This window comes from Bradyrhizobium sp. 142 (assembly GCF_023074015.1).
Lineage (GTDB): Bacteria > Pseudomonadota > Alphaproteobacteria > Rhizobiales > Xanthobacteraceae > Bradyrhizobium.
In genome coordinates, this window is the sequence record NZ_JADPKQ010000269.1 from 20028 (window position 1) to 45144 (window position 25117).

At 57.3% G+C, this 25117-nt stretch carries 16 protein-coding genes; 10 read left to right on the forward strand and 6 right to left on the reverse strand.

The window, feature by feature from the left end; translation table 11 throughout:
- Positions 1–27 precede the first annotated feature (27 nt).
- Both IVA82_RS24000 and IVA82_RS24005 read right to left on the reverse strand, forming a co-directional pair.
- Positions 28–1377, reverse strand: coding sequence for a glycoside hydrolase family 16 protein (locus IVA82_RS24000; protein ID WP_148744790.1), 1350 nt, complete (start codon positions 1375–1377; stop codon positions 28–30).
- 210 nt (positions 1378–1587) lie between these two features.
- Entirely contained in the window at positions 1588–2712 is a 1125-nt protein-coding gene (locus tag IVA82_RS24005; RefSeq protein ID WP_247386988.1) for an acyltransferase, read from the reverse strand.
- 141 nt (positions 2713–2853) lie between these two features.
- On the opposite strand from IVA82_RS24005, the gene IVA82_RS24010 reads away from it, so the two are divergent.
- On the forward strand, positions 2854–4170 hold the full coding sequence (locus IVA82_RS24010; RefSeq protein ID WP_247386989.1) for a hypothetical protein: 1317 nt from the start codon (positions 2854–2856) through the stop codon (positions 4168–4170).
- Here the strand turns inward: IVA82_RS24010 and IVA82_RS24015 are convergent.
- On the reverse strand, positions 4160–5260 hold the full coding sequence (locus IVA82_RS24015) for a glycosyltransferase family 2 protein (RefSeq protein WP_247386990.1): 1101 nt from the start codon (positions 5258–5260) through the stop codon (positions 4160–4162). The genes IVA82_RS24010 and IVA82_RS24015 overlap by 11 nt on opposite strands.
- Positions 5261–5562: 302 nt before the next feature.
- Here IVA82_RS24015 and IVA82_RS24020 point away from each other — a divergent pair, with 302 nt between their 5' ends.
- From IVA82_RS24020 to IVA82_RS24045, 6 genes are all read left to right on the forward strand, one after another.
- Complete coding sequence (locus tag IVA82_RS24020; RefSeq protein WP_247386991.1) at positions 5563–5967, forward strand: hypothetical protein; 405 nt, start codon at positions 5563–5565, stop codon at positions 5965–5967.
- Between the two features lie 429 nt (positions 5968–6396).
- The gene (locus IVA82_RS24025; RefSeq protein ID WP_256469704.1) at positions 6397–7380 is read left to right on the forward strand and encodes an NAD-dependent epimerase/dehydratase family protein; all 984 of its coding nucleotides are present in this window, start codon (positions 6397–6399) and stop codon (positions 7378–7380) included.
- Between the two features lie 663 nt (positions 7381–8043).
- Entirely contained in the window at positions 8044–10461 is a 2418-nt protein-coding gene (locus tag IVA82_RS24030; RefSeq protein ID WP_247386993.1) for a polysaccharide biosynthesis tyrosine autokinase, read from the forward strand.
- 243 nt (positions 10462–10704) lie between these two features.
- A complete protein-coding gene (locus IVA82_RS24035) occupies positions 10705–11445 on the forward strand; it encodes a hypothetical protein (RefSeq protein WP_247386994.1) in 741 nt (246 codons plus the stop codon).
- Between the two features lie 264 nt (positions 11446–11709).
- The gene (locus IVA82_RS24040; protein WP_247386995.1) at positions 11710–12960 is read left to right on the forward strand and encodes a hypothetical protein; all 1251 of its coding nucleotides are present in this window, start codon (positions 11710–11712) and stop codon (positions 12958–12960) included.
- A gap of 93 nt (positions 12961–13053) precedes the next feature.
- Positions 13054–13686, forward strand: a complete 633-nt coding sequence (locus IVA82_RS24045) for a hypothetical protein (RefSeq protein WP_247386996.1) — start codon at positions 13054–13056, stop codon at positions 13684–13686.
- Positions 13687–13825: 139 nt separating this feature from the next.
- Here the strand turns inward: IVA82_RS24045 and IVA82_RS24050 are convergent, their stop codons facing one another.
- Positions 13826–15262 (reverse strand): undecaprenyl-phosphate glucose phosphotransferase, encoded by a 1437-nt coding sequence (locus IVA82_RS24050; protein ID WP_247386997.1) that lies wholly within the window; start codon positions 15260–15262, stop codon positions 13826–13828.
- A gap of 1064 nt (positions 15263–16326) precedes the next feature.
- The gene (locus IVA82_RS24055; protein WP_247386998.1) at positions 16327–17760 is read right to left on the reverse strand and encodes an undecaprenyl-phosphate glucose phosphotransferase; all 1434 of its coding nucleotides are present in this window, start codon (positions 17758–17760) and stop codon (positions 16327–16329) included.
- Between the two features lie 689 nt (positions 17761–18449).
- Between IVA82_RS24055 and IVA82_RS24060 the strand changes: the two genes are divergently transcribed.
- Entirely contained in the window at positions 18450–19184 is a 735-nt protein-coding gene (locus IVA82_RS24060; RefSeq protein WP_247386999.1) for a metallophosphoesterase family protein, read from the forward strand.
- A 93-nt stretch (positions 19185–19277) separates the two neighbouring features.
- On the opposite strand, the gene IVA82_RS24065 is transcribed toward IVA82_RS24060, so the two are convergent.
- Positions 19278–19568, reverse strand: coding sequence for a hypothetical protein (locus tag IVA82_RS24065; RefSeq protein ID WP_247387000.1), 291 nt, complete (start codon positions 19566–19568; stop codon positions 19278–19280).
- 1038 nt (positions 19569–20606) lie between these two features.
- Between IVA82_RS24065 and IVA82_RS24070 the strand changes: the two genes are divergently transcribed.
- Together IVA82_RS24070 and IVA82_RS24075 are read left to right on the forward strand one after the other, a co-directional pair.
- Positions 20607–20978, forward strand: a complete 372-nt coding sequence (locus tag IVA82_RS24070; protein ID WP_247387001.1) for a hypothetical protein — start codon at positions 20607–20609, stop codon at positions 20976–20978.
- A 1496-nt stretch (positions 20979–22474) separates the two neighbouring features.
- Positions 22475–22840 (forward strand): hypothetical protein, encoded by a 366-nt coding sequence (locus IVA82_RS24075; RefSeq protein WP_247387002.1) that lies wholly within the window; start codon positions 22475–22477, stop codon positions 22838–22840.
- The last annotated feature ends 2277 nt before the right edge of the window (positions 22841–25117 follow it).

Here is a 25117-nt window from a genome sequence, read left to right on the forward strand (position 1 = left end):
TACTTGCGCCGGATCCACCCTTCCCGATCAGCGTCCCACATGCAGCGACAATAGACGGCAAGATCGGGCTTTTTTTGGTTGGATCAGCGTAGTGTCGCAGGCAACGGGGACTTCTTTGGGGCCAACCTCGCCGGCAACGTCAGCGGTCAGTTTGCTGCCCAGCAGGTAGTTTCCCTCGCGCGGCACGGCCGGCAGCGCAAATTCGATCACACTGGCGCCACCTTCCCCTTCCTTGCGAGAGACCGGTTGCAGCGGCTTCTTCGCCGATGCGACGATGGCGCCGGTCGTTTCGTCGAAGACGTATACGTGAAGCGTTCGATTTGTCGGATAGTCATCCGGAATCTTGATCGGAACTTCGATCTTGAGCGGATCGGTCGTGGTCAGCGACAATACCCCTGCATTCGGTTTCTTATCCGCTACCGCCTTCGTGACGTTGAGGAAAGTTGGCTTCGGCATATCGTTGAGCGCTGCCGTATATCCAAAATCATTCGGATCGGGTGTCACATCGCTCGGACCACATTTGCGGCTTCCCCGCTCGGACGTCGTGAACTGGCACACACGAACGTAGTCGATCTTGAACGTCTGCGGGAAAGCCGCGTCATCGACCCCGTGCCGGCCTGCCCAAGCCGCTCCGCCGACAGCGTAATTAAGATCGATGTGCGCCGGCGGCCCCAGTTGGTCGTCCTTCCTGAGCCACTGGTAGGTGCGCGTATAGATGAGGCGGCCGTCCCAGAAGAACGAAATGCGGTCAGGCGCCCAAACGAAACCGGCAATATGCCAATCCTTGTTCAGGTCCTCCTTGCTGACCATGTCCTGAAACCTGAGTACGAACGAGTTGTCCACGTAGGTGTAGGACTGCGGCGTCCACTTGTCCTTGCTCATGGCGTTCGAGTGCAGCATGTTCGGCTTGTCTTCCACGCCGTTGATGACGTACTCGAAGATGTCGATCTCCGGTGGATGCCAAAATTTTCCATCGATGTCGTAATCGGCTTCGAGCCAGAATGCCGGCCACGATCCCCGCGCATTCGGAAGAAAGACCCGAGCCTCATAGTAGCCGTAATAGAATGTCTGGTGGCTTCTGATCATCGCGGAATCGAACGTGTCCGACGACTCATTTTTTTTTGCAGTCAGGCTCAGGACACCTCCGGACACCACGTGGTTGTCGCGGTAGCGCTGCTTTTCGTCGTTGAACCGGTCCAGCGTTTCGTTGTTGTAGATGTACCGGGTCGCCCATTTGGTTCGATCAAGCTTGTCGCCGTTGAACTCATCCGAAAACACCAGCTCCCAGCCGGCGCTCCAGGCCGGCGCTGCTGATCCGAGCGCAAGAACTATCGAGGCAACACAAAGGACTTGCCTGCGCGCGACTGCGATCATCATCGAGATCCTTTCGGTTCGGCTGTTGGCTCCGGCGGGGACGCTGTGCCGGTCCAATGCGCAAAGACGATGGCAACGGTGACGCTGCCACGTCGCGAGCCGGCACGCTCAAGCACACGGCCCTGCTGCTTTTTCCCGAGCAGATGTTCAACTTGCGATCGTTTTGAGGCGATGATTTGTCGACCACTCAAGAACATTTGACTGCTCCCCCGATCAGGTTCCCTCCTTCGCTGTCGCGTCCTCCATGATCGGCCGGACTGCCGGCTTCACCTTAGAGATCCTGTCAATCCGTTTTCGAATCTGTCCCGTCGCCTTTACTTCAAGGAACCGATGGCTGACCTTTGCAACGACAAGCGACGGCGGAAGCGAGACCAGGAAGAACACCAGTTGCGACCCGTGGCCCAACGCATCGACCATACCCGTTCGATACATGATTAGCTTGACCCCGGCCATGACGAGCGGCGGCCAGAGATAAAAACTGAAGCTGATCGTACCCAACCACTGCATGACCGGCCAACTGAGCATTCTTCCGAACGGACCGTTTCCGCGGGACATGCCCAGCAAGAAAATGGTCCCAAAGAGGCCGCCAAGAACGATAAATGGAAATGCGGAGATCCAGTCATGGAATGAGAGGTGCGCCGGCGTCACAAAGCCCACGTAATCCGCTGCGCTGACAAGCTCGAGGCCTCTCCAGACAGTCAAGAACAGCACGAAGAAGATAGCCGGGTATTTCGCCAGGGATTGCAATAACGTCGACGATAGATATTTCTCCGCGACAAGCACGCCGCCTATCATCAGGAGCGCACGGGGGTAGTACACGACGAAGATCAGCGAACCGGCGGCCAGTGCAAACGCCAGCGGCCGACTGAAACGGCTGATCAGGAAGACGACGGCGCATACGCCATAGAACAGGAATTCGTATCCGAGCGACCACGCAGCAGGATTGATTTGAATGACGTCAATAAATGGAGGCGGCGCCAACAGATTTGCGCCCACCAGCAGCAGACTTTGACCCTTTCCTGAAACCCAGCCGAACATCGCAATCGCGATAACCGTCGCCCAGAGGACCGGAAGAATCCTCGCATAGCGGTCAAGGATAAAGGTCACGACCGAGGATGCTCGATACAGGCTTGGCAGAATGACGATTCCGCTGATGCCGAAAAAAAACTCGACACCGAACTTTCCGGTCTGCAGCGCTTCTCCAAACAGCCCCCTGGCAAACAACTCGAACGTCGGGAGTCCGGAATGAACAACGTGATAGACGAATACCATGAGGCAAAACAGACCTCTGGCGCCATGAACGTAAGGGTTAAATCTTGCGCTCGTGTCGTGTTCCATGTGGAAGTTGCTACCGGCTCTAGTATAGAGGGTTAACAGCCTCACGAGCGAGACCAAGGTCGATCGCGATTGTTGTCCTGCGCCGCCCAAGCGGACACTACCAACCGAGGCGCCAAGAAACAGGAATCGACGAGTCCGAACATGGTGAGCCTCGATACATTCCCAGCCAGAAGCTCGTCTAACAAGCGCGCTGCAGCAGCGTCAAGTGACGAGAGCAACAGCGTCATTTTCGCGCATATCGCCTTCATTCTGTGCATTTGCATGCAGCGCTTCGGACTCCTCGTAGGAACCGGACAGATCTTCTTTTCGTTGTTCGGATTCTTTGCGCTCGTGGCGTGGGGATGGTGGGTTGGTCTTGTACGCCTTCGCGGGCCGCAGACTCTCGCGTTCGGACTTGTCGTCATCTGGTTTCTCGTCAGCGCAGTCGCTGCAGCCGAATCCCCTGATCGCGGTGTGGAGACCAGCCCGGCGTCGCTTGCGATGGTTCTTGTCACGAATTCGATCTTCCTATTCGGACCCTCAACAAGATTCTCGAACGAGGCTGTCCTTCCCACTTTCCTGTTCTATGTTCGCTTGTGCGCCGTTCTGGCCATCGTTCAGATTGTCCTCCAGTTCGGCGGCATACGCATCTTCTCATTCAAGGATGCAATCCCGGCGCTTGACCCGGTCCTCGTTGAGTCTGCGTACAACCAAAATGCGGTCGAATTTTATGGGTCCTTGAATCGACGCGCGAACGGGTTTTTCCCGATGGAGCCCGGAGCACTATCCCAATTGCTCGCTATAGGTGTAATCGTCGATGTCTTCCTATTGCGGCGATTTAGCTATCTTCCGCTGTACGCCATCTCATACGTCCTGACTCGATCCGGATCGGGCCTTTTGGTGCTCGCCGTGTCCCTCGGCGTCTATCCCTTGATTGCTCCGCTCAAATCGCTGCGCGTTATCGCCATTGGAGCGACGGCTGTCTTGATAATCGGAACTGCCTACCTCGTTGCGCCGGAACCCTTCGATCCTATCGTTAATAGATTGGACGAATTCAGTTCAACCAAGTCGAGCGGCTATGCACGCTACGTGGCACAACTACAGACCTGGAACTATCTCTTTCAGACCGACAGAGTGCTTATCGGCTCGGGGCCCGGCGGATTGGAGCGGTCGCCTGCCTATTTTGGCGGCAGCGGAAATCCCGTTCTCAAGCTCGTCGCAGATTATGGAATTATCGGGCTTATAGTTTTTCTGTTTTATCTCCTCCTCTCGATATTCAGGAAAGACAACTCGATGCTCGCATTGACGATGCTGGCTTGTTATCAGCTCGGCGGCGGCAACCTCGCCATGGCTCCATTTCTGATCATGATGGCAATGCTGTGCGTATGGTCGCAGCCGCCAAGCGCTGGCCTGAGGTCGATCCGCCGTCCAGCTTCGGTCCAACGGATGCAGTCCAGCCCTGCCCCGATCATCGAATGACGCGGAATAGACCGAGCAAAGCGCGCAACCATTTCGGCCGCTGGGCAGGCACGTATCGCAAACTCACCAGGGCACGTCGAAAGTGCCGCGGACTGATCAGTACGCACAAAATCCAGCCCAGCAACGATATGCGCTGGGATATCGAGAACCCTTGCGGAGTCGCAACGGCCCGAAGCGCATCGGCAGCGATACGCAATGAGCTGTCCTGGGCGAGTGGATGGAGATCTGGCCGCAGCTTGAACGACGCGGTCCGCAAACAAAGAAATATGACATTTCTGTTGAGCGCATCGGACGCCACCGGTAGTTTCTCGTTGCTCGCGATCTCGGTAAAGAATTTGTAGCGCCGCCGCGTGAGGTCGATCTCTCTCGCAAAGCGGGTATCGTCCAGTTGAAGGAAGGCCCCGTGATTGAGGCCGTGCACGCGATAGTCTGCCAAGGGCTTTGTGATCGTCACGATATGGCCACACGCGGGAGCGGCCGCCAGCAAATAACTGTCCGGCGCCCGGTCGACAAAGTCGGATTCAAAGCCGAAAACACGCTCGACAAACCATCTCGGGTAGGCATTTCCCGACCCCGGCGGCGTCGGATAGGCACCGGTCGTCGCCATCCATCTGCCGATGTCCTCCGAGGCCGGACGGGAGAAGAACTGCGGCAGGACATTTCCAGTCGGCTGCCCCTTTGCGTCGATAACGCGCATCTGAAACTGATATTTGCTCGCGACCTCCGACCAGACGGATGCAATCTCCGTCATCACATCGGGATGCAGGGCATCGTCCGAGTCGAGAAATATGATGACGTCGCCGAAGGATCTGCGAAAGCCGTTCACACAAGACGGCATCTGCCCGGCGTTCGCCTGACTGATGATCGCGACCTCGTCTGCAAATTCGTTGATGACGTCAAGCGAATTGTCCGTCGAACCGTCATCAACGACGATCACTTCGACTTTCGGCCATCGTATATCCAGTGCGCTGCGGATCGCCGATCCCACGTAAGCGGCGTAGTTGTGATTCGGAATGATCACGGAAAGGCTCGGTAGGTTCGCCAGTTTAGCGCCCCGCACCACAGTGTGTCTTGTTGTCTGCTTCAGCATTGGACGCCGAGAATACTCGCGTTGAGGATACTCATCATATGACTGCCGACACAGTATGACTGCCGACACAGTATCAGATGTTCAATGACCAGACACTCTGTCTACGAAGAGTGCACTCTCTAGCATGGGCTTTCCATCACAAGGAAGAGGCACATTTCGATCTGGCGCGATCGATGGAACAATTTGTTTGTCATTCTGTTGCCGCAACTGCAACGCTATCCATGCAGAACGAGCAGTGAAGATGTGTAGTGAAGATGTGTGACGACCAATCGACGAGCTCAGATGGTTTCGTGGCGATATGCGTGGCGGTCGTTTCATCGCTCCTCGCAACGACGGCCGATGCACAACTTTCGGGCTACGGCCGCACATCTCCACCGATGTATGGCGGCTCCGGCATTTCAACTCGGCCTTCGAGTTCAATCCGGCCCATGGAAGGCACTTACGCTCCAAATCACAAGACGCCGGACGGGAAGCTTTGCATATCGGTCAATCCGTTGACGCATCCGCAAACTATGAATCCTAAGATCATCGACCAAATTGTTCTGGTTCAAAACATTTGCGGCGAATCGATCCGGGTTCAGGTTTGCTATGCCGGCAGTTCCGATTGCATCGTTGTTCCGCTCGCAGGCTACCAGAAGCTGCAGAGGACGCTGGGGGTCGCGGCTGGGTCAACCAGCTTTCAATTTGAGTATCGCGAACTCTATTGAGCTCGCCGATGCAGACGAGCGGTCCTGGCTGGAATGCAGTCCACAACTGTTACGAGCAATATGCGACCTTCTCGCGGACTCGCTCCTTGTCCACCTCATGCTGCCAGGCATCGTGGCATTGTCGATGACTCTGGCAGAACCGATGATCTCGAGAACGTCACACGCACTACGGGTCACAATCATGTTATCGCCGCATGATCAACGGATGGCCAACCAACTGCTGTCCCGATTGTCCGCTTATGTGCAGCAGCGGGAAGCTTTCGACATCCAGCAAACGCTCGGCACGTCAAGCGGTCGTGCTCTTTGCAGGCACAGCTCTTGCAACAGCACGTAGTCCAACTCATCGATCTTCTTCGCTCAGTCGATTACGCCCGGACCGAAATTCTTCGCACTTGATTCAGCATCCTCACTCACGTTGACCTCGAGCACATGTCCAATCCTACTCAGGCTATCGTATTCGGAGGCGCAGGCTTCATCGGTACACATCTGATGACGCGTTTGGTCGGTTCCAGGAGCTATAACCGGATCGTCTCGGTCGATATCGGCAAGCCGAGGGCGCAGGTCGATGGCGTCGAATATGTCCATCATGACGTTCGTGAGCCGATCGATCCGAAGCTCGGGGGCGGAATGCCTGCCGACATCTTCAACCTGGCTGCGATCCACGTCACTCCGGGTCACCCGGAGGGTGACTATTACTATACAAACGTGCTCGGCGCGGTGAACGTCTGCCGATTTGCGAGGGAGACGGGCAGCCGGAATGTCATCTTCACCAGCTCGATATCTATCTACGGCCCGACCGAAGCCCCGCTCGACGAGGATGCGACGCCGGCCCCGGTCAGCGCCTATGGACGCTCCAAATTCTCGGCCGAAGCGATCCATCGCCTGTGGCAGTCGGAGGCCCCGGACAGGCGGCTCACGATCGTTCGCCCCGCCGTGATTTACGGACGCTACGAGCGGGGCAATTTCACGCGATTGTCGAGGCTTCTCGAGAGGCGGGCCTTCATCTATCCCGGCCGAACCGACACGATCAAGTCGTGCGGCTACGTGAAGGATCTGGTCTCGTCTATGTTGTTCATGGCGCTCCGCAACGACAGTCTTTCGATCTACAATTTCTGCTACGAGCACCGTTACACCATCAGCGAGATTTGCTCTGCCTTCTCTCAAGCCGCCGATTACGCCAAGCCAACGATAACCATTCCGATATGGCTGATGAATCTCGCGGTACTTCCATTCGAGATACTGCACGCTGTCGGCATCAAGAGCGGCATAAATCGCGACCGGATCAGAAAGTTGTGGTTTTCTACCAATATTTTGCCGAAGCGGCTGGTCGCAAGCGGGTTCAGATTCGATTACGACCTGGCAAGCTCGCTTGCGGAATGGAAACAGGAGTCCTCCAGCAAGGATTTTGATTGAGATGTCGACCGCTTGATTTTTCGAGCATCCGGACGAATTCAATTCACCAAGGAGCTTCGTAACCGATGCTGGCCATCGCCACGAATGCTCCGAAAACAGGCTCCCTCGCTGTCCTGTCGTTCGCGCTCGATCGGAAGGCTGAGAATGCGTTCTTGCCCATTGCGGTTTTCGATCCACCTGCTCGCCCATCGGCCACACTCAGGCCGATATTGCATTGCAGAATTTGTTGGTTCGTCCGCGTTGTTCCATCTGCTGGCAGGGATGCTGATAGATCCCTATCCAGCGGATCGGCGAACGATGACCTTCTAAAGCGGTGCAAATTGTCTTCATCCTCAAAGTCGCGGTCCTGGGCGGGTTGGCGGAGATGCACATTGTGACGATTTTGCGGCGATCGGAACAGGCAGTGGCGCCCGGCGGCATTGCCGAGAATCCCTTAGCCCCCAATTGCTCAAACAATCTGACTGGCTGCTCCACCAATAGTGTCGGCGGCGTCGGTCAACTTTCGACCGCTGGGACCTCGACCACTGTATCCGCTGCGTCGAACTCTTGCTGACGTCAGGCCGTTGGATGCGGCACTTTACACGTTCACGGATTCAGTGCGGCGGCAAGACGAGCCTGCTGCCACGCGTTGCAATCTACAACACGTTCACGTAGGCGAGTCGGATGCTTCAAACCAAAATCACATCTCGTGAGATCGAATCCACTGCGGCCGAGGCCCCGTCGCTGGAGCAGACGATCTCTTCTGCGCTTGCGCTGGTCAGCCGGCAGTATCCCGTGATGATCTTCACGCTGCTCCTGTGCATCTGTCTTGCCGGAGTCTACGTGTTCACGGCACCAAAACGATATACCGGAACCGCTATCCTGATGATCGATAGCCGCAAAATGCAGGGCCTGCAGACGCAAGCGCAGACAACCGGCACCGACAACCCGATCGACTCGGCGATGGTTGATAGTCAGGTCGAACTCCTCAAGTCCGAAGCGATCGCTTCCAAGGTCATCAAGGACCTGAAGCTTGTGGAGTCGTCAGAGTTTATGAGCGACGGTGCCGGAGTGCTCAGCACCATCAGCAACACGATTTCCGGACTATTTTCCGAATCGAAGCCTCCCACGCAAGAACAACTGCTGCGCGGAGCTCTCGCGCGCTTTGCAAACGGCCTCAGCATCAAGCGGGTCGGCGTGAGCTATGTTATTGAGATCTCCTTTCAGGCGTTATCGCAGGAGCAGGCCGCGCAGATCGCCAACGCGGTCGCCGACGACTATATCGTGGACTCGCTCGAGTCGAAATATCAGGCCTCTAGGCGCGCGGCGGTCTGGCTGCAGGATCGATTGAAGGAACTGCGGTCGCAGGCGTCCACCGCCGAACGGACCGTCGCCGACTTCAAGGCCAAAAACAATATCATCGACGCAGGCGGGCGACTGCTCACCGAGCAGCAACTCGCCGAAATCAACACTTCGCTGACAACTGCTCGTAGCCAGCGTGCCGAGGCACAGGCCAAGCTCGAACGCATCACAGCGATATTGAATGCGGACAACGAGGATTCAAAGGTCATTTTGAATGACTTGGCGACCGTGAGCGAGACGATGGCCAACCCGGTGATCACCAAATTGCGCCAGACCTATCTCGAGTACGCGGCCAAGCAGGCGGATTGGTCGAACCGGTATGGATCGGCCCATCTGGCCGTTGTCAATTTGCGCAACCAGATGCGCGAAATTCGACGCTCGATTATTGACGAACTGCGACGTACGGCGGAGGTGTACAAAAGCGACCTTGAAATCGCCAAGTCACGCGAAGAGTCAAGCCAGAAGAGCTTGAATGATACCATCGCGGTGTCGAACAATACCGGCCAAGCGCAAATCATCCTGAGGGATCTGGAAAGCAACGCGCAGAGCGCCCGCGCGTTGTCTGACAACTTCCTGCAGTTGTACATGGTCTCGGTTCAGCAGCAGTCGTTTCCCATTACCGAAGCGAGGGTGATCACCCAGGCTGCGTCGAATCTTCCCAACAAGACCTCGCCGAAGACGACACTCATCCTGCTTGCAGCGTTCGTGGGCGGATCGATTCTTGCGGGCATCGTCGCAGTCCTGCTCGACATGATGGATCGCGTCTTCCGAACCGCTTCTCAAGTCGAACAGTTCGTGCACACAAGCTGTCTCGCTTCAATTCCGGCCATAGAGCAAGGTGCCGTCAACGCCACTTCTACACAGCCCGGCAAAGCGGCCTGGCGGTTCGGCAAACGCGGCAAGCCCACACCGCAGCAGGCGCCGCCGGGTTATGGCGGACCCGGCGCGATGTTGCCACTCCAGGGATCGGCACCGGGTTCTGGCCAGCCGCGGCCGCATCGCGACCGTCTGCTTTCGACTGAGGAGAGCGTCGGGCGATACGTGATCAATGCCCCGTTTTCGCGCTTCGCAGAGGGATTTCGATCAATCAAGCTGGCCAGCGATCTTGCAAATTACGGTTCAGCGTCCAACAAGGTTATGGGAATTACCTCCGCCCTTCCCAACGAGGGCAAGTCAACCATCAGCGAAGCGCTGGCACAGACGCTTGCCCAAAGTGGCTGCCGCACACTGCTGATCGACGGCGATATTCGCAATCCGAGCCTCACCGCAAGACTTACGCCGGCTGCGCAGGTTGGCTTGATCCATATCGTCGTGGGCCAAGCCGACTGGAAGGATGTGGTCTGGATCGATCCGCAGACAAACCTGCATTTTCTTCCTTGTGCCGTTACATCGCGCTTCTCGAATTCGAGCGATCTGCTGGCGTCCCCGCAAATGGAGCACCTGTTCCAACAGCTGCGCCAACACTATGATCGAATCGTTCTCGATCTTAGCCCGCTGGCGCCGGTCGTCGATGTTCGGGCGACTGGAGGGCTGGCCAATTCCTATATACTCGTCATCGAATGGGCGAGGTCGAAAGTCGATATCGTCGAGCGGGTGCTAAGTGAAACGCCGATTGTGCGCGACCGCTTGCTCGGTACGGTTCTTAACAAAGTGAACGTGTCGGTGATGAGCCGCTACGATACGTACGGCGGAGCCTACTATCGCAATCGGTACTACAAGAGGTATGGTTACGTCGATTGACATAAAGGCTTCATCTGGACGTGGAGGGTGTTCTACAGCGGCCGGATTGGATGCGGACTGACCAGATCGGATCGGCCCCGCCGGGCTTGAGCGACAAACCTGATCAAGAAGACGGATTCGATGCGGATTTATTCGTCTTCGCGCAACAGAGCGGGCGCGACCACGGCATCGGGCCCGTCTTAAATCAGCCAATGCCGCGTGCGGGCGTGCGAGCCACTCGTTCGCAGGTGCCCCGTTCACGGCATGGAGCCGAATGCCCTTGTCTGGCAGTTCCGCTCAGCGGCGACAAAGTTCTACGGTGCAATGAACTATGTTTTTGATCCGACCGTCGAGTACGACATGAAGAATTTGGCTCTAGCGGGGCTTACGTCTGCGTTTATACCCATGTGGGTAATCGTGCTCTGCGTTGGTCTCTTGGTCCTAACCGATCGCTCCAGCCGAGCGGAGCCGCCGCGTCCGGGCGTTTTGAATTGCGCGTCGGGCGTTAGCGCCGAGCAGCGTCGACGTTGTGACGAAGAGGCCTTCAGGCAGGTCCAGTCCGGTAGCCAATCGACACAGCTGGAGGGCGGATGGCGATTGGTGAAGAGCAAAAATCCTGACGGCGGCGCCGATGCCATCTCAGTGATGCATGTCGTCGATAGCGCCAAGTCGGATACGCGCCTTGCAGGCCTGAACCTGCAATGCGGGCAGGACGGTATCGAAGTTGTGTTCATCGTTCTCGAACCACTGTCCCGCGCGACGCGACCGAACGTGACGTTGATAGCAGGAGAAAAGCGTACAGAGTTCCAAGCATCTGTGATCCAGGGCGGCTTGGCATTGCTACTGCCCGCCGACGCTGCGAAGCTTGCTACCATTGACTGGCAGAACGCAAACGAGCTTTCGGTCGAAATCGGGGCTCCGCCAACTGCTATCCGTGGAGCGGTGCCGATCGCAGGACTGGCTACGGCTCTAGGTTACTTGCAGCGCAACTGCCACGCTCGATAATTCCGCCGACGACAGAACTTTCATGCCGATCAATCCCTGCAAACTGACTGCGTTTGGCCAGATTGGCGTGCCGCCGACTGGCGATGATTCACACTGTCAACAATCATCGCAGTCAGCAAGACGGCGTTGCCGTCGCATGCTCCGCTGTGCGTTAGCCAGCAACGTCCGGCCTTTGTCACGATGAACTCACTTTCCGCTTCAAAGTCTCACGGTTTATCGATTGCTCATTGCGTTCTAATCGCATTATTGGCTGCGACTCCGATCTTGGCAAACGCAAACGGCATCTTTGCATGGCACGTGGTTGCGCTTGTTACTGCCGCGATGTTGGCCATTGCGGTAAGAGGACCGGAATCCGGCACATCTGCCGCGCAATCGCTGAAGCAATTTTTGCCGGTTTTCCTGATTCCGGTCATCTGGATGGCTTTGCAACTTGTTCCGGTGCCTACTTTTTTGCTCGCAAACCCCATCTGGTCCGCGACTTCGATCGCATTGAACCAGCCATCGCTACCGGGCCGCATCAGCGTTGATCCCGGTGCGACGTTGCAGAGTCTGTTTCATTATCTGGTCGACATGGCGCTGCTGGTGTCGACCGTCATCATCGCCAAGGATCGCCAAAGGGCCGACACGATCCTGATCGTATTGTGCGTGGTAACGACTTTCATGTCGGTCGAAGTCCTGCTCGGCCGACTTGATTTGTTCGGCGGAACGATTCCCGAAACAGGCACGGCTACGAGCCCGTTTCCCGCAGCAGCCGCTTTGGCAGTTTTGGCAAATGGCGCGCTCGTTGCCAGGGCACTCGAACGCCACCTGCACCAACAGGACATCCGCAACCCGGCCTCGACTCAGTTGTGGATCGGGGTTCTTTCCGGACTATTCGGAATGGCCGCGGCATTTGCCGCAATGTCGGCCCTGGAACGAGGCGCCTTGTTGGCGGTCACTGGCTGGGGGCTCACTGTCCTCGTTTTCATCGCCGCTGTTCGCCATTTGGGATTTCGCTCCTGGCCATCGGCAATTTTGTTTTCAGTCCTTGCAGCAGTCGCCGGCCTCATGGCGGTGCCGCACTCTCGATCCGCTGGTTTGGATCTCCTCGGTTTCGTAAGGCTCCCTGCTGAAGTGGTTGCACCGGCAAAACACCTGCTCTTTGATGCACCGATATTGGGAAACGGCGTCGGGACATTTGGGCTGACTTCGACAGCCTATCAGGAGTTTGGCGCCGCCGCCTCGGCGGTACCTCCTTCCACCGCGATCTTGGTGGCTATTGAGTCAGGACGGTTTGCGATTGTGATCCTGGCATGCTTCGCCGCCCAGCTCTTCTTCGTCACTTTTCGCGGCGCCGTTCGGCGAGGGCGCGATTTCTTCTTTGCGGCCGCGGCCGCAGCCGGCGTTCTGGTTGTACTTTGCGAGAGCTTCCTCGATACAAGCCTCTCAAGCCGCACGATCCAAACCATCGTGTCGGTGATGGTCGGACTTGGGCTTGCACAATCTGCGGGTCGGACCAGCGGCGCCAACCGCTAGGGGCAGCCTGCCCGCGCCATAAGATTGTCTTTACAGTAACTTAGTCGATCAGAAATGACCTCCTCGAGCAAATTTCGCATTCTTCTGACTGCGTTGGCGCTGATCATCGGATCCCACGCCATCGTCTCGGCTATAGCGGAGGCGACGGCGTTGGAGCGCGCGACATTTCCTGCCGATGCATCCAGGATCAGCTCGCGCTGGACTGGTGACGTGCCCTCGTTGCTGACAGCACTCTCTCCTTTCAGATCGGAGCTGGAGAGCAATCATGCCTTGATCGCCGCGCTGCAGGCGATCCAGTCAGGCCAGCAAAAGCCGGCGACCGTACGATCGACGGGGCACGCCGATGCCGTCGACAGAGTCAGCCGGACACTATCAATCTCGCCTTACAATCCTGAACTCTGGTTGGCGCTGGCGCTGCTTCGAGCCCAGCGCGACCCGCACGACCCAGTCGTGGTTGAGGCGCTAAAGATGGCGTACTTTATTGCGCCAAACGACACGCGGTTGATGCCAGTGCGGATCGACATCGCGAGCCGCTTCGATGCGCTTGCTATTCCAGACGTCAAGGACCTGGTACGCAACGACGTTCAGCTTATCTTGACCCGCCGGCATGAGTCGAAATGGGCACTCGTGTCGGCTTATCGGCGGGCATCAAATCTCGGGAAGGCTTTCCTGGAAGACGCTATTGGATCGATCGATGCCTCGTTCCTTGCGGCACTGCGCGGTTGAGCGCGGTGCGCAGTGTGGTGGGTGGGCCCCATGATCTGCACCGCCCACAACCTACTGAAGCTGTTCACCCTCGCAACCGCAACCCGAGCCGGAGAGCCTGCATCAAATGCCCATCGCAATCCCTATCTGGGACGGACTCCTAGACTTCCTGATACATCAGCGCTGCTGCGGTCCGAAAAATAATCCGGATGTCGAGCCAGATGCTCCAATTTCTCGCATACCAGACGTCGCACTCGACGTGCTTCTCCATCAGATCGATAGTGGGCGTCTCGCCCCGCCAGCCGTTGACCTGGGCCCAGCTGGTCAGGCCGGGTTTCATGTGTTGGCGGCAGGCGTATTTGCTGATTAGCTGGTCGTAGTAGCTGTCGTGGGCCAGCGCGTGCGGGCGCGGTCCGACCAGGGACATCTCGCCTCGCAGCACGTTCCAGAGCTGGGGCAGCTCGTCAATGCTGGTCTTGCGCAAGAAGCGTCCGACTCGAGTGACCCGCGAGTCGTGCCTCGTGGCCTGCGTGATCGCGAAGCCGTTCTCGGTCACGCGCACGCTGCGGAACTTCCATATCTCGAACGGCTTGCCTTTGAAGCCGCGACGCGACTGCCGAAGGACGATCGGACCCGGCGTATCCAATTTTATCAGGATCGCGGCCGTGATGATGAGCGGCGCCAGCATCAGAAGGGCGAAGGACGCAAAGCCAACGTCGAGACTGCGCTTCAGAAGCCGTTCGAGGAGCGTCAGGGGTGGCCTCTGAAACTCAATAGCAACCGTTCCGCCGACCGGCAGAAACGGCCGCGAAACTAGATCCGCGATCGGCAAATCCGGCAAAAGGCGAATCGGCTGCGGAACCATCCGCAGATGCTGGCTAAGCTTCCGCAGCATCGGCAGCTCGTTCCAGTCGATTGCCACCAGGTACTCGTCAACGTTGGCGGCGCGCGATTGCCGGATCACATCCGAGATCTGCTGATTCCAGACCTTGTCGTCCTGGTCCATTTCCGCGTTGAGCACGAAATGACGCACGACATCGAAACCGTGCTTGCGAAGATCCTTGAAGCGGTTGGAGGTGAAATCCAGCGGCGCTAGGCTGAGCAGGATGACCTTGCGGTCGAGCAACCGCTCCTTGGCGAAGGCCGACGACAGGCAGTAGCGCCAGATCACGCGATGCGTGATGAGCGCGACCGCTCCCAACACTGCGAACAGGATGATTGTCCCGCGGGATAGGTCGGACGCCGACTTCAGCAGGAAGGCGAGGACGGCGAGCGTCGCGAGCGCGAACAGCCAGGCGCCGAGGAGCTTGCGAGTTTGCCAGAGCGTATTCGACAATCTGTGGCTATCATAGGCGCTCTGAAAATAAGCGGCCACGATGAACACAATGCCGACTATGACTCCAGCACCGATCCAAGCATCCGGATCGATCGGCAAGTTCATGAACTGGCGATAGAGCGCGCTCGCAGCCCTGCAGCTCAGCAGGATGAGCAGGAAGTCACCCGCGATGATGAAAAGCTGAAACGGTCTCTGCAGTGGGCTGCCGCGGTTCGACGTCGATACGCGAAGATTATCTGAGCCGTACGTAGTTGCAGGCATCTCGAATCCCTTCACTTCAACGGCGATAGCCGCACGAACCCAAAAGCGAACAAACACAACGAATTTTGGGCGAAAAGGGCGAGAACAACGCGAGTGGCCTGCATCAAACTGATGCCATCCAAGCTTGGATTCGCGCGGGCTGCGAAGGAAGGTTGCTTGCCAAAAACAGCGACATTGTGGCGCCGCACCAACAAAATTGGCTCGTTCCTTGCACTGCAATTATGCAGCCGCTGGTTCGATCGCAGGCGCAATCAATCAATTCGTCTCGAGCGAATGCTTCCACCGTGACCATGCGGGCCTGAATGCGTGCGTGTCGAGGGCCCCAGAGCTGTTGCGCCGACATCGTTCGTCGGCTGTTTCTGACGATATTGTGCTCCGCCTTGAGGCCTGAGCGCCCCAAGCGAGCGGCTCCGTGCGGCCAAGCGCTTCCGCCCAAAGGCATGACTCGTCGCGTTAGTCGCAGGCCGTAGTTGCCCGGAATCCACAAACGACGATTGTTGCCGTAACCGACTTTTGCCCGAACTGATAAAGGTAGCCGTGGCGCAACTCACATAAAAGGTCTCGTGACCGCTTCGTTCCAGAGCGCCGGAACGAGCCGGCCGATCCCTAATCCGCGATGTCCCCTTTCCTTCCGAGGCTCCCAGGAATTCTTTACCCTCGCTCAATCCTGCTTTTTCGGTAAGACTGATGCTTACGATACTTATCATATTGAGCGTGTGGCTGCTGCTCAACGTTCTGTTCGTGCTGATTGTGGTTCCTGCCCGCAAGTCACGCTCTCGACCCGACGCGTCGGGAAAGACTCTTGCGCCGGTGCCGATCGACAAGCATCAAGACCGGTTCGATCACGACGAACCATCCTCCCTTCGCCATGCCTTCGTATCACTTGCAATGGGAGCCTTTTTTGTCCTCGCCTCTCCGCTGATCGCACTACGTGATGCAATCATGCGACTTTGGAAGAGGGCGCGGGGACATGAGACTTAGGACGGCGGCGCAAAGAGTTAATGCGAGGTTAACGCAAGACTGCGGACGATCCTGGTTGCTTCTCCATACGCTTCATGCAGGCGCTAATAGGCCTCCTTCTGGAACAGCACAGTGGATGCGGTCCGCGCCATTATTTTGAGGTCGAGCCAAATGCTCCAGTTCCTCACATACCAGACGTCATATTCCACTCGCTTTTCCATCAGGTCGATGGTCGGCGTTTCGCCACGGAAGCCATTGACCTGAGCCCAGCCTGTGAGGCCAGGCTTCATGTGATGGCGGTATACGTAGTTGCTGATGATCTCGTCATAGTAATTGTCATGGGCGAGCGCATGCGGGCGCGGCCCGACCAAGGACATGTCGCCGCGCAACACGTTCCAAAGCTGTGGCAATTCATCGATGCTTGTCATTCGAAGGAAACGCCCGATCTTGGTGACCCGAGCATCCCGCTTGGTGGCCTGGGTAATCGTCCGCCCGTTTTCGCAGACAGTCATAGTCCGAAATTTCCAGATCTTGAAGGGCTTGCCGTTGAACCCTCGGCGCGACTGGCGGAAGATGGCAGCTCCTGGCGACCCGAGCTTGATCAGAACGGCCACTGTCAGAAGCAGTGGTACAAGTATGACGAGCGCCAACAAGGCTACCCCTACGTCGAGACAGCGCTTTTGCAGGCGCTCGAACACGGTAAGCGGAGGTCGCTGGATTTCGATCGCCACCGTGCCGCTGACCGGCAAGAACGGGCGCGAGACGAGATCGGCGATCGAATTATCTGGTAGCACGCGAATCGGTTGGGGCACCGCGCGTAGATGTTGCCCAAGTTTGGGCAACATCGGGAGCTCATTCCAGTCGACTGCAAGCAGGTACTCGTCGACGTCAGCCGTGCCGGACTGCCGGATGACGTCGCGAATCTGCTTCTCCCAAGCGCTGTCGCCGTTATCGCTGCCAAGCACGAAGTGGCGCACGACATCGAACCCGTTCCTGCGCAGGTCCTTGAACCGGGTTGCGGTGAAATCAAGCGGCTTTAAGCTGAGCAGCACAACCTTGCGATCCACCAATCGCCCCTTCGCAAAACTCGTGCCGAGTGTAAGCTGCCAAGCGAAGCGGAGACTGACCAGTCCGAGGCCTCCGACAGCGGCAAAGACGATGATGGTGCCGCGGGAGAGATTGTCCGTCGACTTCAGTAGAAACGCCGCGACGGCAAGAATCGTCAGTGACGCGAGCCAAATGATGACAGTTTTCCGCAACTGCCAGACGAGATTCAGCAAGCGATGTGTCGCGTACACTCCATGGAAATAGGCGATCGCAACAAACACTGCGCCTACGATCAGTCCTGCACCAATCGACGCACCGTCAGCACTGGAACCGACAATGCCGCTATAGAACAGGGAAGCCGCGGCATAGCAAAGCAGGATCAGCAGGAAGTCGGCCGCAATGATGAAGACCTGAAACGGGCGATGCAGAACGGCGCCACGCGCTGACGCGACTGGCTCGACATCATCGGAACCGTACGTTGCTACAGCCATTTAACCTCTACATGTCAATTGAGATTGCTTCCAGGAGCAGACGCAATCCTTGAAGCGCAGGATACTCGTCGCGACCGTGAAGATTGTGACCTTCGCGGCAGATCGTGTTAAGTGATCGCAGCGATATTGTGGCATTGCACGCGTGATTTTTGCGATGCAGGAATGTGTTGTGTGACGACGCCGATTTTTTGATGCGTTAGGCGCTGCGATTTGCATCGTAAGCCTTAAGGTTCATCGCTGCGCATGTACTCGCGGCGGTTTCGTTGCAAACTTGTCGTAGGCAATATTTTGACGCACTGATGTCGTGCCATATTTAGTTAGCAATCGCAGAAGCGTATGCGTAGCTCCTTTGCTCAGTTCCGACGTACGTGACAAAATTCACGGGCAACTTTCACTTGTGTTTTGCGCGGCTATCAATTGTAGGTTATGTCCAGGAACGAATGAGCCCACAAAAATAATCTAAAAAAGATGCCACCGCGGGAACAAATTCGGTTCTCGAAAACTCTGGACTTCCGCGTCTCCTCGATGGGGTCGGTGCTCGCGTTCGCCTCACGATGACCCTATAGAAGGTGCACCTCATAGAAGGCGCACCTCGCACCGGGAACTTTTCAGAGTAACATCTCGACCGGCTCGAACCCCACTCCTCCTCACCAAAACTCGGTCAACTGCTTTTTGGACCTGGGCTCCTCATGTTTTCACTTTTCCGATCTCGTCCGCCCAAGAAAAAGCCGACGCTACCGGAGGGAGTTCGGATTTTCGCAATGTCCGATATCCACGGCTGCGCGCACTTGCTCGAGCAAATGCTACGGGTCATCGATGCAGATATCGCCAATAGCCGGCCGGGCTATGCGATAGAGGTGTTCATGGGCGACTATATCGATCGCGGTCCCGATACGCGCTCGACACTCGACATCCTCATCGAACGCAGCCGCCGCGGGAACGCCGTTTTCCTGAAAGGCAACCACGAAGCTTTTTTGGTCAATGTTATGGAGGACCCCTCTCTATTCGACGACTGGCTTCGCGTTGGTGGGGCCCAAACGCTGATGTCCTATGGACTCACACCAGGGGTACAACGGGATGAGCCAGCCTCGTTGCTGCGCGCGCTGTTGCGTGCGATGCCGCCTGAGCACGTCGAATTTCTCGATAACCTACGGCTTAGCTTTACGTGCGGGGATTTTTTCTTCGTTCACGCCGGCGTTCGGCCGGGCGTGGCCTTGTCCGAACAGCAGGAGGCAGATCTGCTGTGGATCCGGGAGGAATTCCTTCACAGCGAGGAGCAATTCAGCAAGTACATCGTGCACGGTCATACGCCGGTGCGAAGCGTCGAGTTGCTGGCAAATCGAGCCAATATCGACACAGGTGCCTATGCGACAGGCAATCTCACGCTAATGACGATCCAGGGCAGCCGCGTGCTCGCATTCTAGATCTCGCCGGCAAATGCAAAACAACGCGAGCGCAAGCGCCGCGCGTCCAGATCCCATCAGGTAAGCTTTGAGGCGGCGGCCAAGACTGGCCCGTCAGTTCAGAAGACGAGAATCGTCAGTAGAGCGGGCGCGGCTCTGGGCTATCCACTCGCTCCAGGCTTGCTCGTGTTTGGCGTACAACTCGCGCCAGCGGACCTCACGGTGACTCCGGCCGCTGACGTGCCGCTCACTCCACGGATCCTGCACATGATAGAGGCTGCGCGCCGTCGAGCCCTCCAGCGTCTCGAATTCAATGGTCTCCTCAATTGTCAGCCCAACCAGCACGCGTTGCCCGCAGCCATCCACCATATACCGGCGCGGCGAATCGTTCTCGACATCACTCATTTTCCGAGAGTCCCTTGCGAACCGTGAAATGTCAGGATGATCATGTGAGCCCGTATCCACCGGAATCGGACACAGACTTAGAAGGCGCGCCGGGCGTGTCCGAATGTTGTGGTCTGCGGTGCCGAGCCGCGCGACCTGCCACGCAAGGATTTTTCGAGGCGCCTTTGCGAAGGCCAGGCACGCAGCGCGTACCCGACGAGCAGGCCAGCAAGAAAGATCGAGGCAACAGTCAGAGTCATCGAATCCATCCCCAATGGTTCTGAATGCAATCTCACTGGCGAGTTGTGTCGACATGATGATTCACAACGCTGAAACATTGTTCATCTCTCGACATTTTGTGTGCACCGACCAGCTTCCCTGCGGGCGGCAGACAACAGGGAACTTTCCGGCATCTTCCCTCAAGAACAGGGTTCAGACGCGTCGCAAGCGCAGGGCCGCGCGCTTTTCCGCCAGCAATTTCTGCGGCTCGGGAGACGCTTGGCGCTTGTGCTCCTCCGTGATAGATCTTGACATTGCTGTGACATTTCCGGGCTCCCACGAGCCTGCTACCGCAGCCATTCGGCGAAACGTTGCACTTGCAACCTTTTGCAAGCCGTCGCATTATTTCCCGCCCATTTTTTGAGAGGGATCAATCCAATGAACGTCCGTACCCTTACTCCATTCATTGCTCTTAGTGTGCTTGGTGTCCTTAGCCTCGCTTCGACCACGACCGCCGTTCCAGCCGCGGAGCTCGCGCTTGCTCCGTCGCATCATCGAGCGGCCGACGTCCGGACCGGTTACGTGTTTTGGGATGATGTTTACCCGCCTGCGATTTACGGCCCTTATCTTCGCTCTGTCGAAGAAGTCGCGGCGCTTAAGGCGGAAGCACGACCCGTGTCGCGACGCTGGTGGGGGTATTGGTACGCTCGGTGAGAGTCGAAGCCGTTTAGCTAGCAGCTGCGTTCCACTATAAGCCGCCGCACTGGGCAGCCAGTGGCGGCGGTTTTGTTTGAGGTCGACTTGAGCAGATCCAACGATGACGATCGGATGAGCGACCGCATGAAAACCAAGACGGGCGCTGCGAGCCTTTGCTTTTTCGCTGGCTGCTGGCTACAAGCATATGCTGCGACCGCCGGCGAATGCGTTTCCCGCGCGGAGCGTTTCGCACTGCTTTCCGACACCGTGTATTGGACTATTTCCATTTCCTCCGGGACCGAATGCCTGCAGGGCCTGCGCGGCAGAACACAGCTTTTGGACGAAGTTAAACTGGTGGAGGCGCCGGGTGCCGGCATCGTGACGATCGCCGGCCCGTCGTTTCGCTACCAAGCCCCCACAACCCCAGGAACTGACCGATTTCGAATTGCAGTGTCGGGCGAAAACCGCAGGCAGCACGGATCATCGGTCATCATAGTGGAAGTGACTGTCAGGTAGAGCCGTGTCGCTGAGCGGCGAACTTCCGATACGGCACCGCAGCCCCTTTGTTGCACTGGATAGCTCGATAACGGTGTTGTGGAGCCCGCGAGCGAGTGAAACTTCGCCCTCACGGAAGACTGCTGCTCTTTGCCTGGAAGGCCGCTACTTCGCCTGGGCTCCGCGATCCCAGGGCCGCTTGCCATCCGCACCCCTGTCCCAAGGGCGCGCTGTTGGGGCGTTCTTCTCCTCCGAGGCCGCCTGCGCGCGATCTGCCTGCACCCGTTCGCGATCGGTCAATGGCGCCTTCGGAGCTGGCGGTTCGCTCTGCGCGAGTGCCGGTGTCGCGATGAGCAGTGACATGAGGAGGATTTTTTTCATTCCCGGCTGTAACACAGTGGCCGCGGGCTGTCTGATCTATTCGCAGCCCTTCAGGATGAAACGATCTGTTTTGCCCGGCGTATCCCTGAATGGTGGATGACCGTATGACCGAGTTTTGCATCAGCGCAAAAGCTTCGCTCGTTGTCTCGTAGGTACATACGCGGTGGCGGCGCAAAGGGTCACGAACCCGAGTCGCTAACTGGGCAGTAAAGGTGCAGGAAAGTCCAGGATTTGCGTGCTTAGGACAAGCTACTTCTGATCTTCGTTGCTGGTACCGGTGCCGGGACTACCGATTGGTAAGCCGTTGGTGGCATGACCCACGCCAGTGTTTCGCTCAGCCTGTGCAGCAGCCGGCGACGTTCCGTTTGGCGTCGGGGGCTGGACGTTCGGATTGTTCTGCGATGCATTGCTGTGGCTAGCGCCAATCGTGGTGTCCTGCGTTCCCATGCCTGAGGGAGCTGAGGCTCCGGAATTAGTGGTGCTCGACGAGGTGCCTGTGCCAACGCTAGAGCTCGCCGCCGATCCCGCGCTACCTCCGGCTCCTCCGCCTGCACCGGCACCACCGCCGCCTCCTTGCGCGAAAGCCGGTGAGGACAAAGCAATGCATGCGAATGCCACGATGGCGGATTTTCTGATCATGGATGTTCTCCCTGAGTTTGAACAGCAATCACGACAGACGCAGGAAGTTCCTTTCGCTGCCGCGATTGCTCTCAGCGCGAGCGACAGGGCTAGACCGCTCGGTTGCGCCTGAGGGCGCAAGCCAAACCAATGCTAACACCCGACAGCGCGTAATTCGGGTCAATTGCACTGGCCGCCGTGCCTAAGAAATTCGCCACGAGGCGGTGCTGGAGCTTTTTCGAGGTGTTCGCGCACGTCGCTGCGGTGCCGCTTGACTCATGTAAATTCATAGGTTGTACCGCTATTGCATATTGTTCCTGACTTTTTTTGATCAAGGTGTATTCTGTAGGGGCGTGCAATGAGCAATCAGCTGCCGCATATGATGGGGCCATTTTTCTGAGACAGCGTGTCGATACGCTCGTTTCAGAGCTTACCGAACTTCAGAGCCTTAGACTGCGCCTGCTCAGGGCCGAAGCGACTACGGTCCGCGCAGGGTTATTTCACAGACAAAGACCGATGTGGCGCAGCTGGGCGGCACGACGGAAGCCTTAAATCGTCAGCGGCTTCCATCCGCGCGAAAACGCACCACGTGGCCGGCATGTCGTGAACAGCGGCGGGCTGATGCGCCGAGAACTGGCCCCGAATTGTGGCACACTTCGATCGCGCACATCGATTGTAAGCGCGCGCTGCCCCATCACGCTTGCGCTTTCACCCGAGAACAATTGATACCGAACAATATCGAAGACCTTCAGATGCTGCGGTTGATCAAAGCCTTTCAGAACGTGAAAGACGAAGCTACTCGCCGCATGATCCTCATGTTCGTCGAAGAGCAGGTGGAGAACGAGAAGGCCAAAAAACTTGCGGCGGACGCCGGCAAAACATAGCCCGCTGCAATGCCAATCCCGATCCCAACAGAACAGCGACCAGGCAACTGTCGGACTAAGAAGGGTGGACGTACTTAGAATGATAGTTTCAACTCTGCGCTTGACAGCCACTTTACAGGTCGCTGCCGGCGCAAAGCGTCACGCTGTTCGAGTAATTCACGAAGTCTTTGAGCGTTTTCAGATTGTGTCTCCTGCCACTCGATGCGATCTTCTGCAGTCCATAAGTATGACTCGCGATTGAACCGAGCTTTCTCAGCCTTATCAAATTCCGCGTATAATTCGATATCGCGCTCAACCTGCTCAAGTTGTTCCTGGAGAGCTCTTGGCATCGTTCCTTCGGCTTTTCCTCTAGCCGCCTTGATCTTCGGCGTTACCGGTGCGGGGATCGGTAGGCGTTCTTTCGCCTCGGTAATGCGTTGCTTCGGTGTGCCTTGCTACTTTCAGTCATTTGGCTTTGATCTGTCGCTTTTGGGCGAGAGCCGGTGCCCGGGCCGCCGCTCGCTCGCTTAAAGTTCCCTCTACCGATTGCACCACAAATTTGGCCGCAAGATGAGCAACAACATTGACGTGACGGGAATCGTGCCCGAGCTGCAAGGTACTGATTGACCGGACGGATAGGTCGCGCCGGGTCGCGCCTCGCAATGCGGCGAGCGAGACTTCGACAGCCTTCGGACGATGGGTGTTCAGGAGCCTATGTCGCGGCACGCCATAGCGTTGCATCTCCTAGGATAGTTCAGCTATATCGATGGCAAGGAGCCATTCGATCGCTGACCGTGGAGCGATGTCCTGAAAGGTGGCTGCTCTGAAGCGTGCGATACTGATCAAGACTCTCCCCCGGCAGCAGTTGAGGTGCGGGACACAACCTCGAGCTCGATTGGTACGGCGGTGACGGTTTGTAGTTGGCGGCGGTCGAGAGGCCCGTTCATTGACGCGGCGCCTCCGAGCTATATTGTGATCCAGAAGCTTGATTGATCGTGGTTGCGTCCTATGTCCAGGCGCGCGAGCTCCCCCTTCGAAGCGCTGCTGAACGGCGCGCAGCTCCGACGGCTCCTGTTACTAACGGAAATCAATAACTTCCAACGAGCAGATGGCAATGGCGTTCCGAACCAACGGAGGGGTCAAGGCCAGCTTTGTTGAGCCGATCATCCTCGTAGAACGGCTCGCATGATGTCGAAAATGCAGAACCTGCCATCAAAGCTTTCCTTGCCGAGATCCTCGCCAAACTCAAGGAAGCAGAGCAGATCGCCAAAACAGCTCGCGCCTGGGCGGACGTAGGCAGTATCTCAATCCGAGTGTCGACGGATCTAGACCAACACGTCTATGACGTGGGTCGCCTTCAATGACGCAGTCAGGCTGCTAGCACGGTTGACAAGAAATTAGACCGCGGGCGAGGAGCCCGCAGGGCTACCCCCGGAGCATGCGTGCCCGGCTAATGCTCCAACACCCGCGTCCGCTCCAATGAGCCCGCATCGCGGCCGAGCTGCGGTGTACCCGCGCAACAGTTAGCTGCTGATGCAATGAGAGTCGTAGACCGAACCGACACGTGCCGCCAAAAGCAGAAAAACTGACAGCGTACCCCGGTGATACCAGCGCGGTGAAACCCGGCGGTCGTTTAGCTTGCGACCGCCGGGTCTAACTTGCATCTTGATCGCCGGGCAACTGAACACTTTCGTTATATATCTGCCGGCGAAAAAGCGCGCATAGTATCACTGTGATTCGCTGACCGTTGTTTTCACGTCGGAGAATGTTCATGCGAGCAGTATCCCGCGATGATTTCCGGAGCTTATTTGCCCTCTATGCATTCGCGGCCCGGCATAATAAGCAGCACGATCGTGCATCTCGGCTGCTGAAGCTATCTACGTCGAGCGGAACTGGCTCCGATCACGTCCCCGATCAGTGGTCCGAGCGCATTGAGGCACCTGGACCGGAACTTGTCGGCAGCATGCTCGGTCCACGCGCTCGCGCGGTAGCGGACGAGGATGCAAATTATGACCATGCCAGCGCGTTTCTCCACACCTTGCTCAAAGCGTTGGATCAAACTCAGCACTAGACTTCGTGCTACTCTCGCCTGTGATTTCGCTGATGACGCTAGGGGGCAGGCCGTGTCGCTTCATGCACGGACGCTTTCGCTTTCGGCCTTTCGCCGTGCTAACCGCCGCAGCAGTAGTCCTCTTCCGCCGAGCTATCGCCAAATTTTGGTGACGGCCGGGCCGGTCAGGCGGCGGCGGTTATGGGCTGACGGTCGGTCGGCTTGGCGATGACCTCGATCCCGTCGTT

What these genes read in the sequence shown, in the direction of transcription:
- IVA82_RS24000 (WP_148744790.1), bottom strand. Translation starts at nt 1,377, where the DNA reads ATGATGATCGCAGTCGCGCGCAGGCAAGTCCTTTGTGTTGCCTCGATA.
- IVA82_RS24070 (WP_247387001.1), top strand. Translation starts at nt 20,607, where the DNA reads ATGAAAACCAAGACGGGCGCTGCGAGCCTTTGCTTTTTCGCTGGCTGC.
- IVA82_RS24055 (WP_247386998.1), bottom strand. Translation starts at nt 17,760, where the DNA reads ATGGCTGTAGCAACGTACGGTTCCGATGATGTCGAGCCAGTCGCGTCA.
- IVA82_RS24015 (WP_247386990.1), bottom strand. Translation starts at nt 5,260, where the DNA reads ATGCTGAAGCAGACAACAAGACACACTGTGGTGCGGGGCGCTAAACTG.
- IVA82_RS24065 (WP_247387000.1), bottom strand. Translation starts at nt 19,568, where the DNA reads ATGAGTGATGTCGAGAACGATTCGCCGCGCCGGTATATGGTGGATGGC.
- IVA82_RS24035 (WP_247386994.1), top strand. Translation starts at nt 10,705, where the DNA reads ATGGAGCCGAATGCCCTTGTCTGGCAGTTCCGCTCAGCGGCGACAAAG.
- IVA82_RS24060 (WP_247386999.1), top strand. Translation starts at nt 18,450, where the DNA reads ATGTTTTCACTTTTCCGATCTCGTCCGCCCAAGAAAAAGCCGACGCTA.
- IVA82_RS24005 (WP_247386988.1), bottom strand. Translation starts at nt 2,712, where the DNA reads ATGGAACACGACACGAGCGCAAGATTTAACCCTTACGTTCATGGCGCC.
- IVA82_RS24050 (WP_247386997.1), bottom strand. Translation starts at nt 15,262, where the DNA reads ATGCCTGCAACTACGTACGGCTCAGATAATCTTCGCGTATCGACGTCG.
- IVA82_RS24030 (WP_247386993.1), top strand. Translation starts at nt 8,044, where the DNA reads ATGCTTCAAACCAAAATCACATCTCGTGAGATCGAATCCACTGCGGCC.
- IVA82_RS24025 (WP_256469704.1), top strand. Translation starts at nt 6,397, where the DNA reads ATGTCCAATCCTACTCAGGCTATCGTATTCGGAGGCGCAGGCTTCATC.
- IVA82_RS24010 (WP_247386989.1), top strand. Translation starts at nt 2,854, where the DNA reads ATGGTGAGCCTCGATACATTCCCAGCCAGAAGCTCGTCTAACAAGCGC.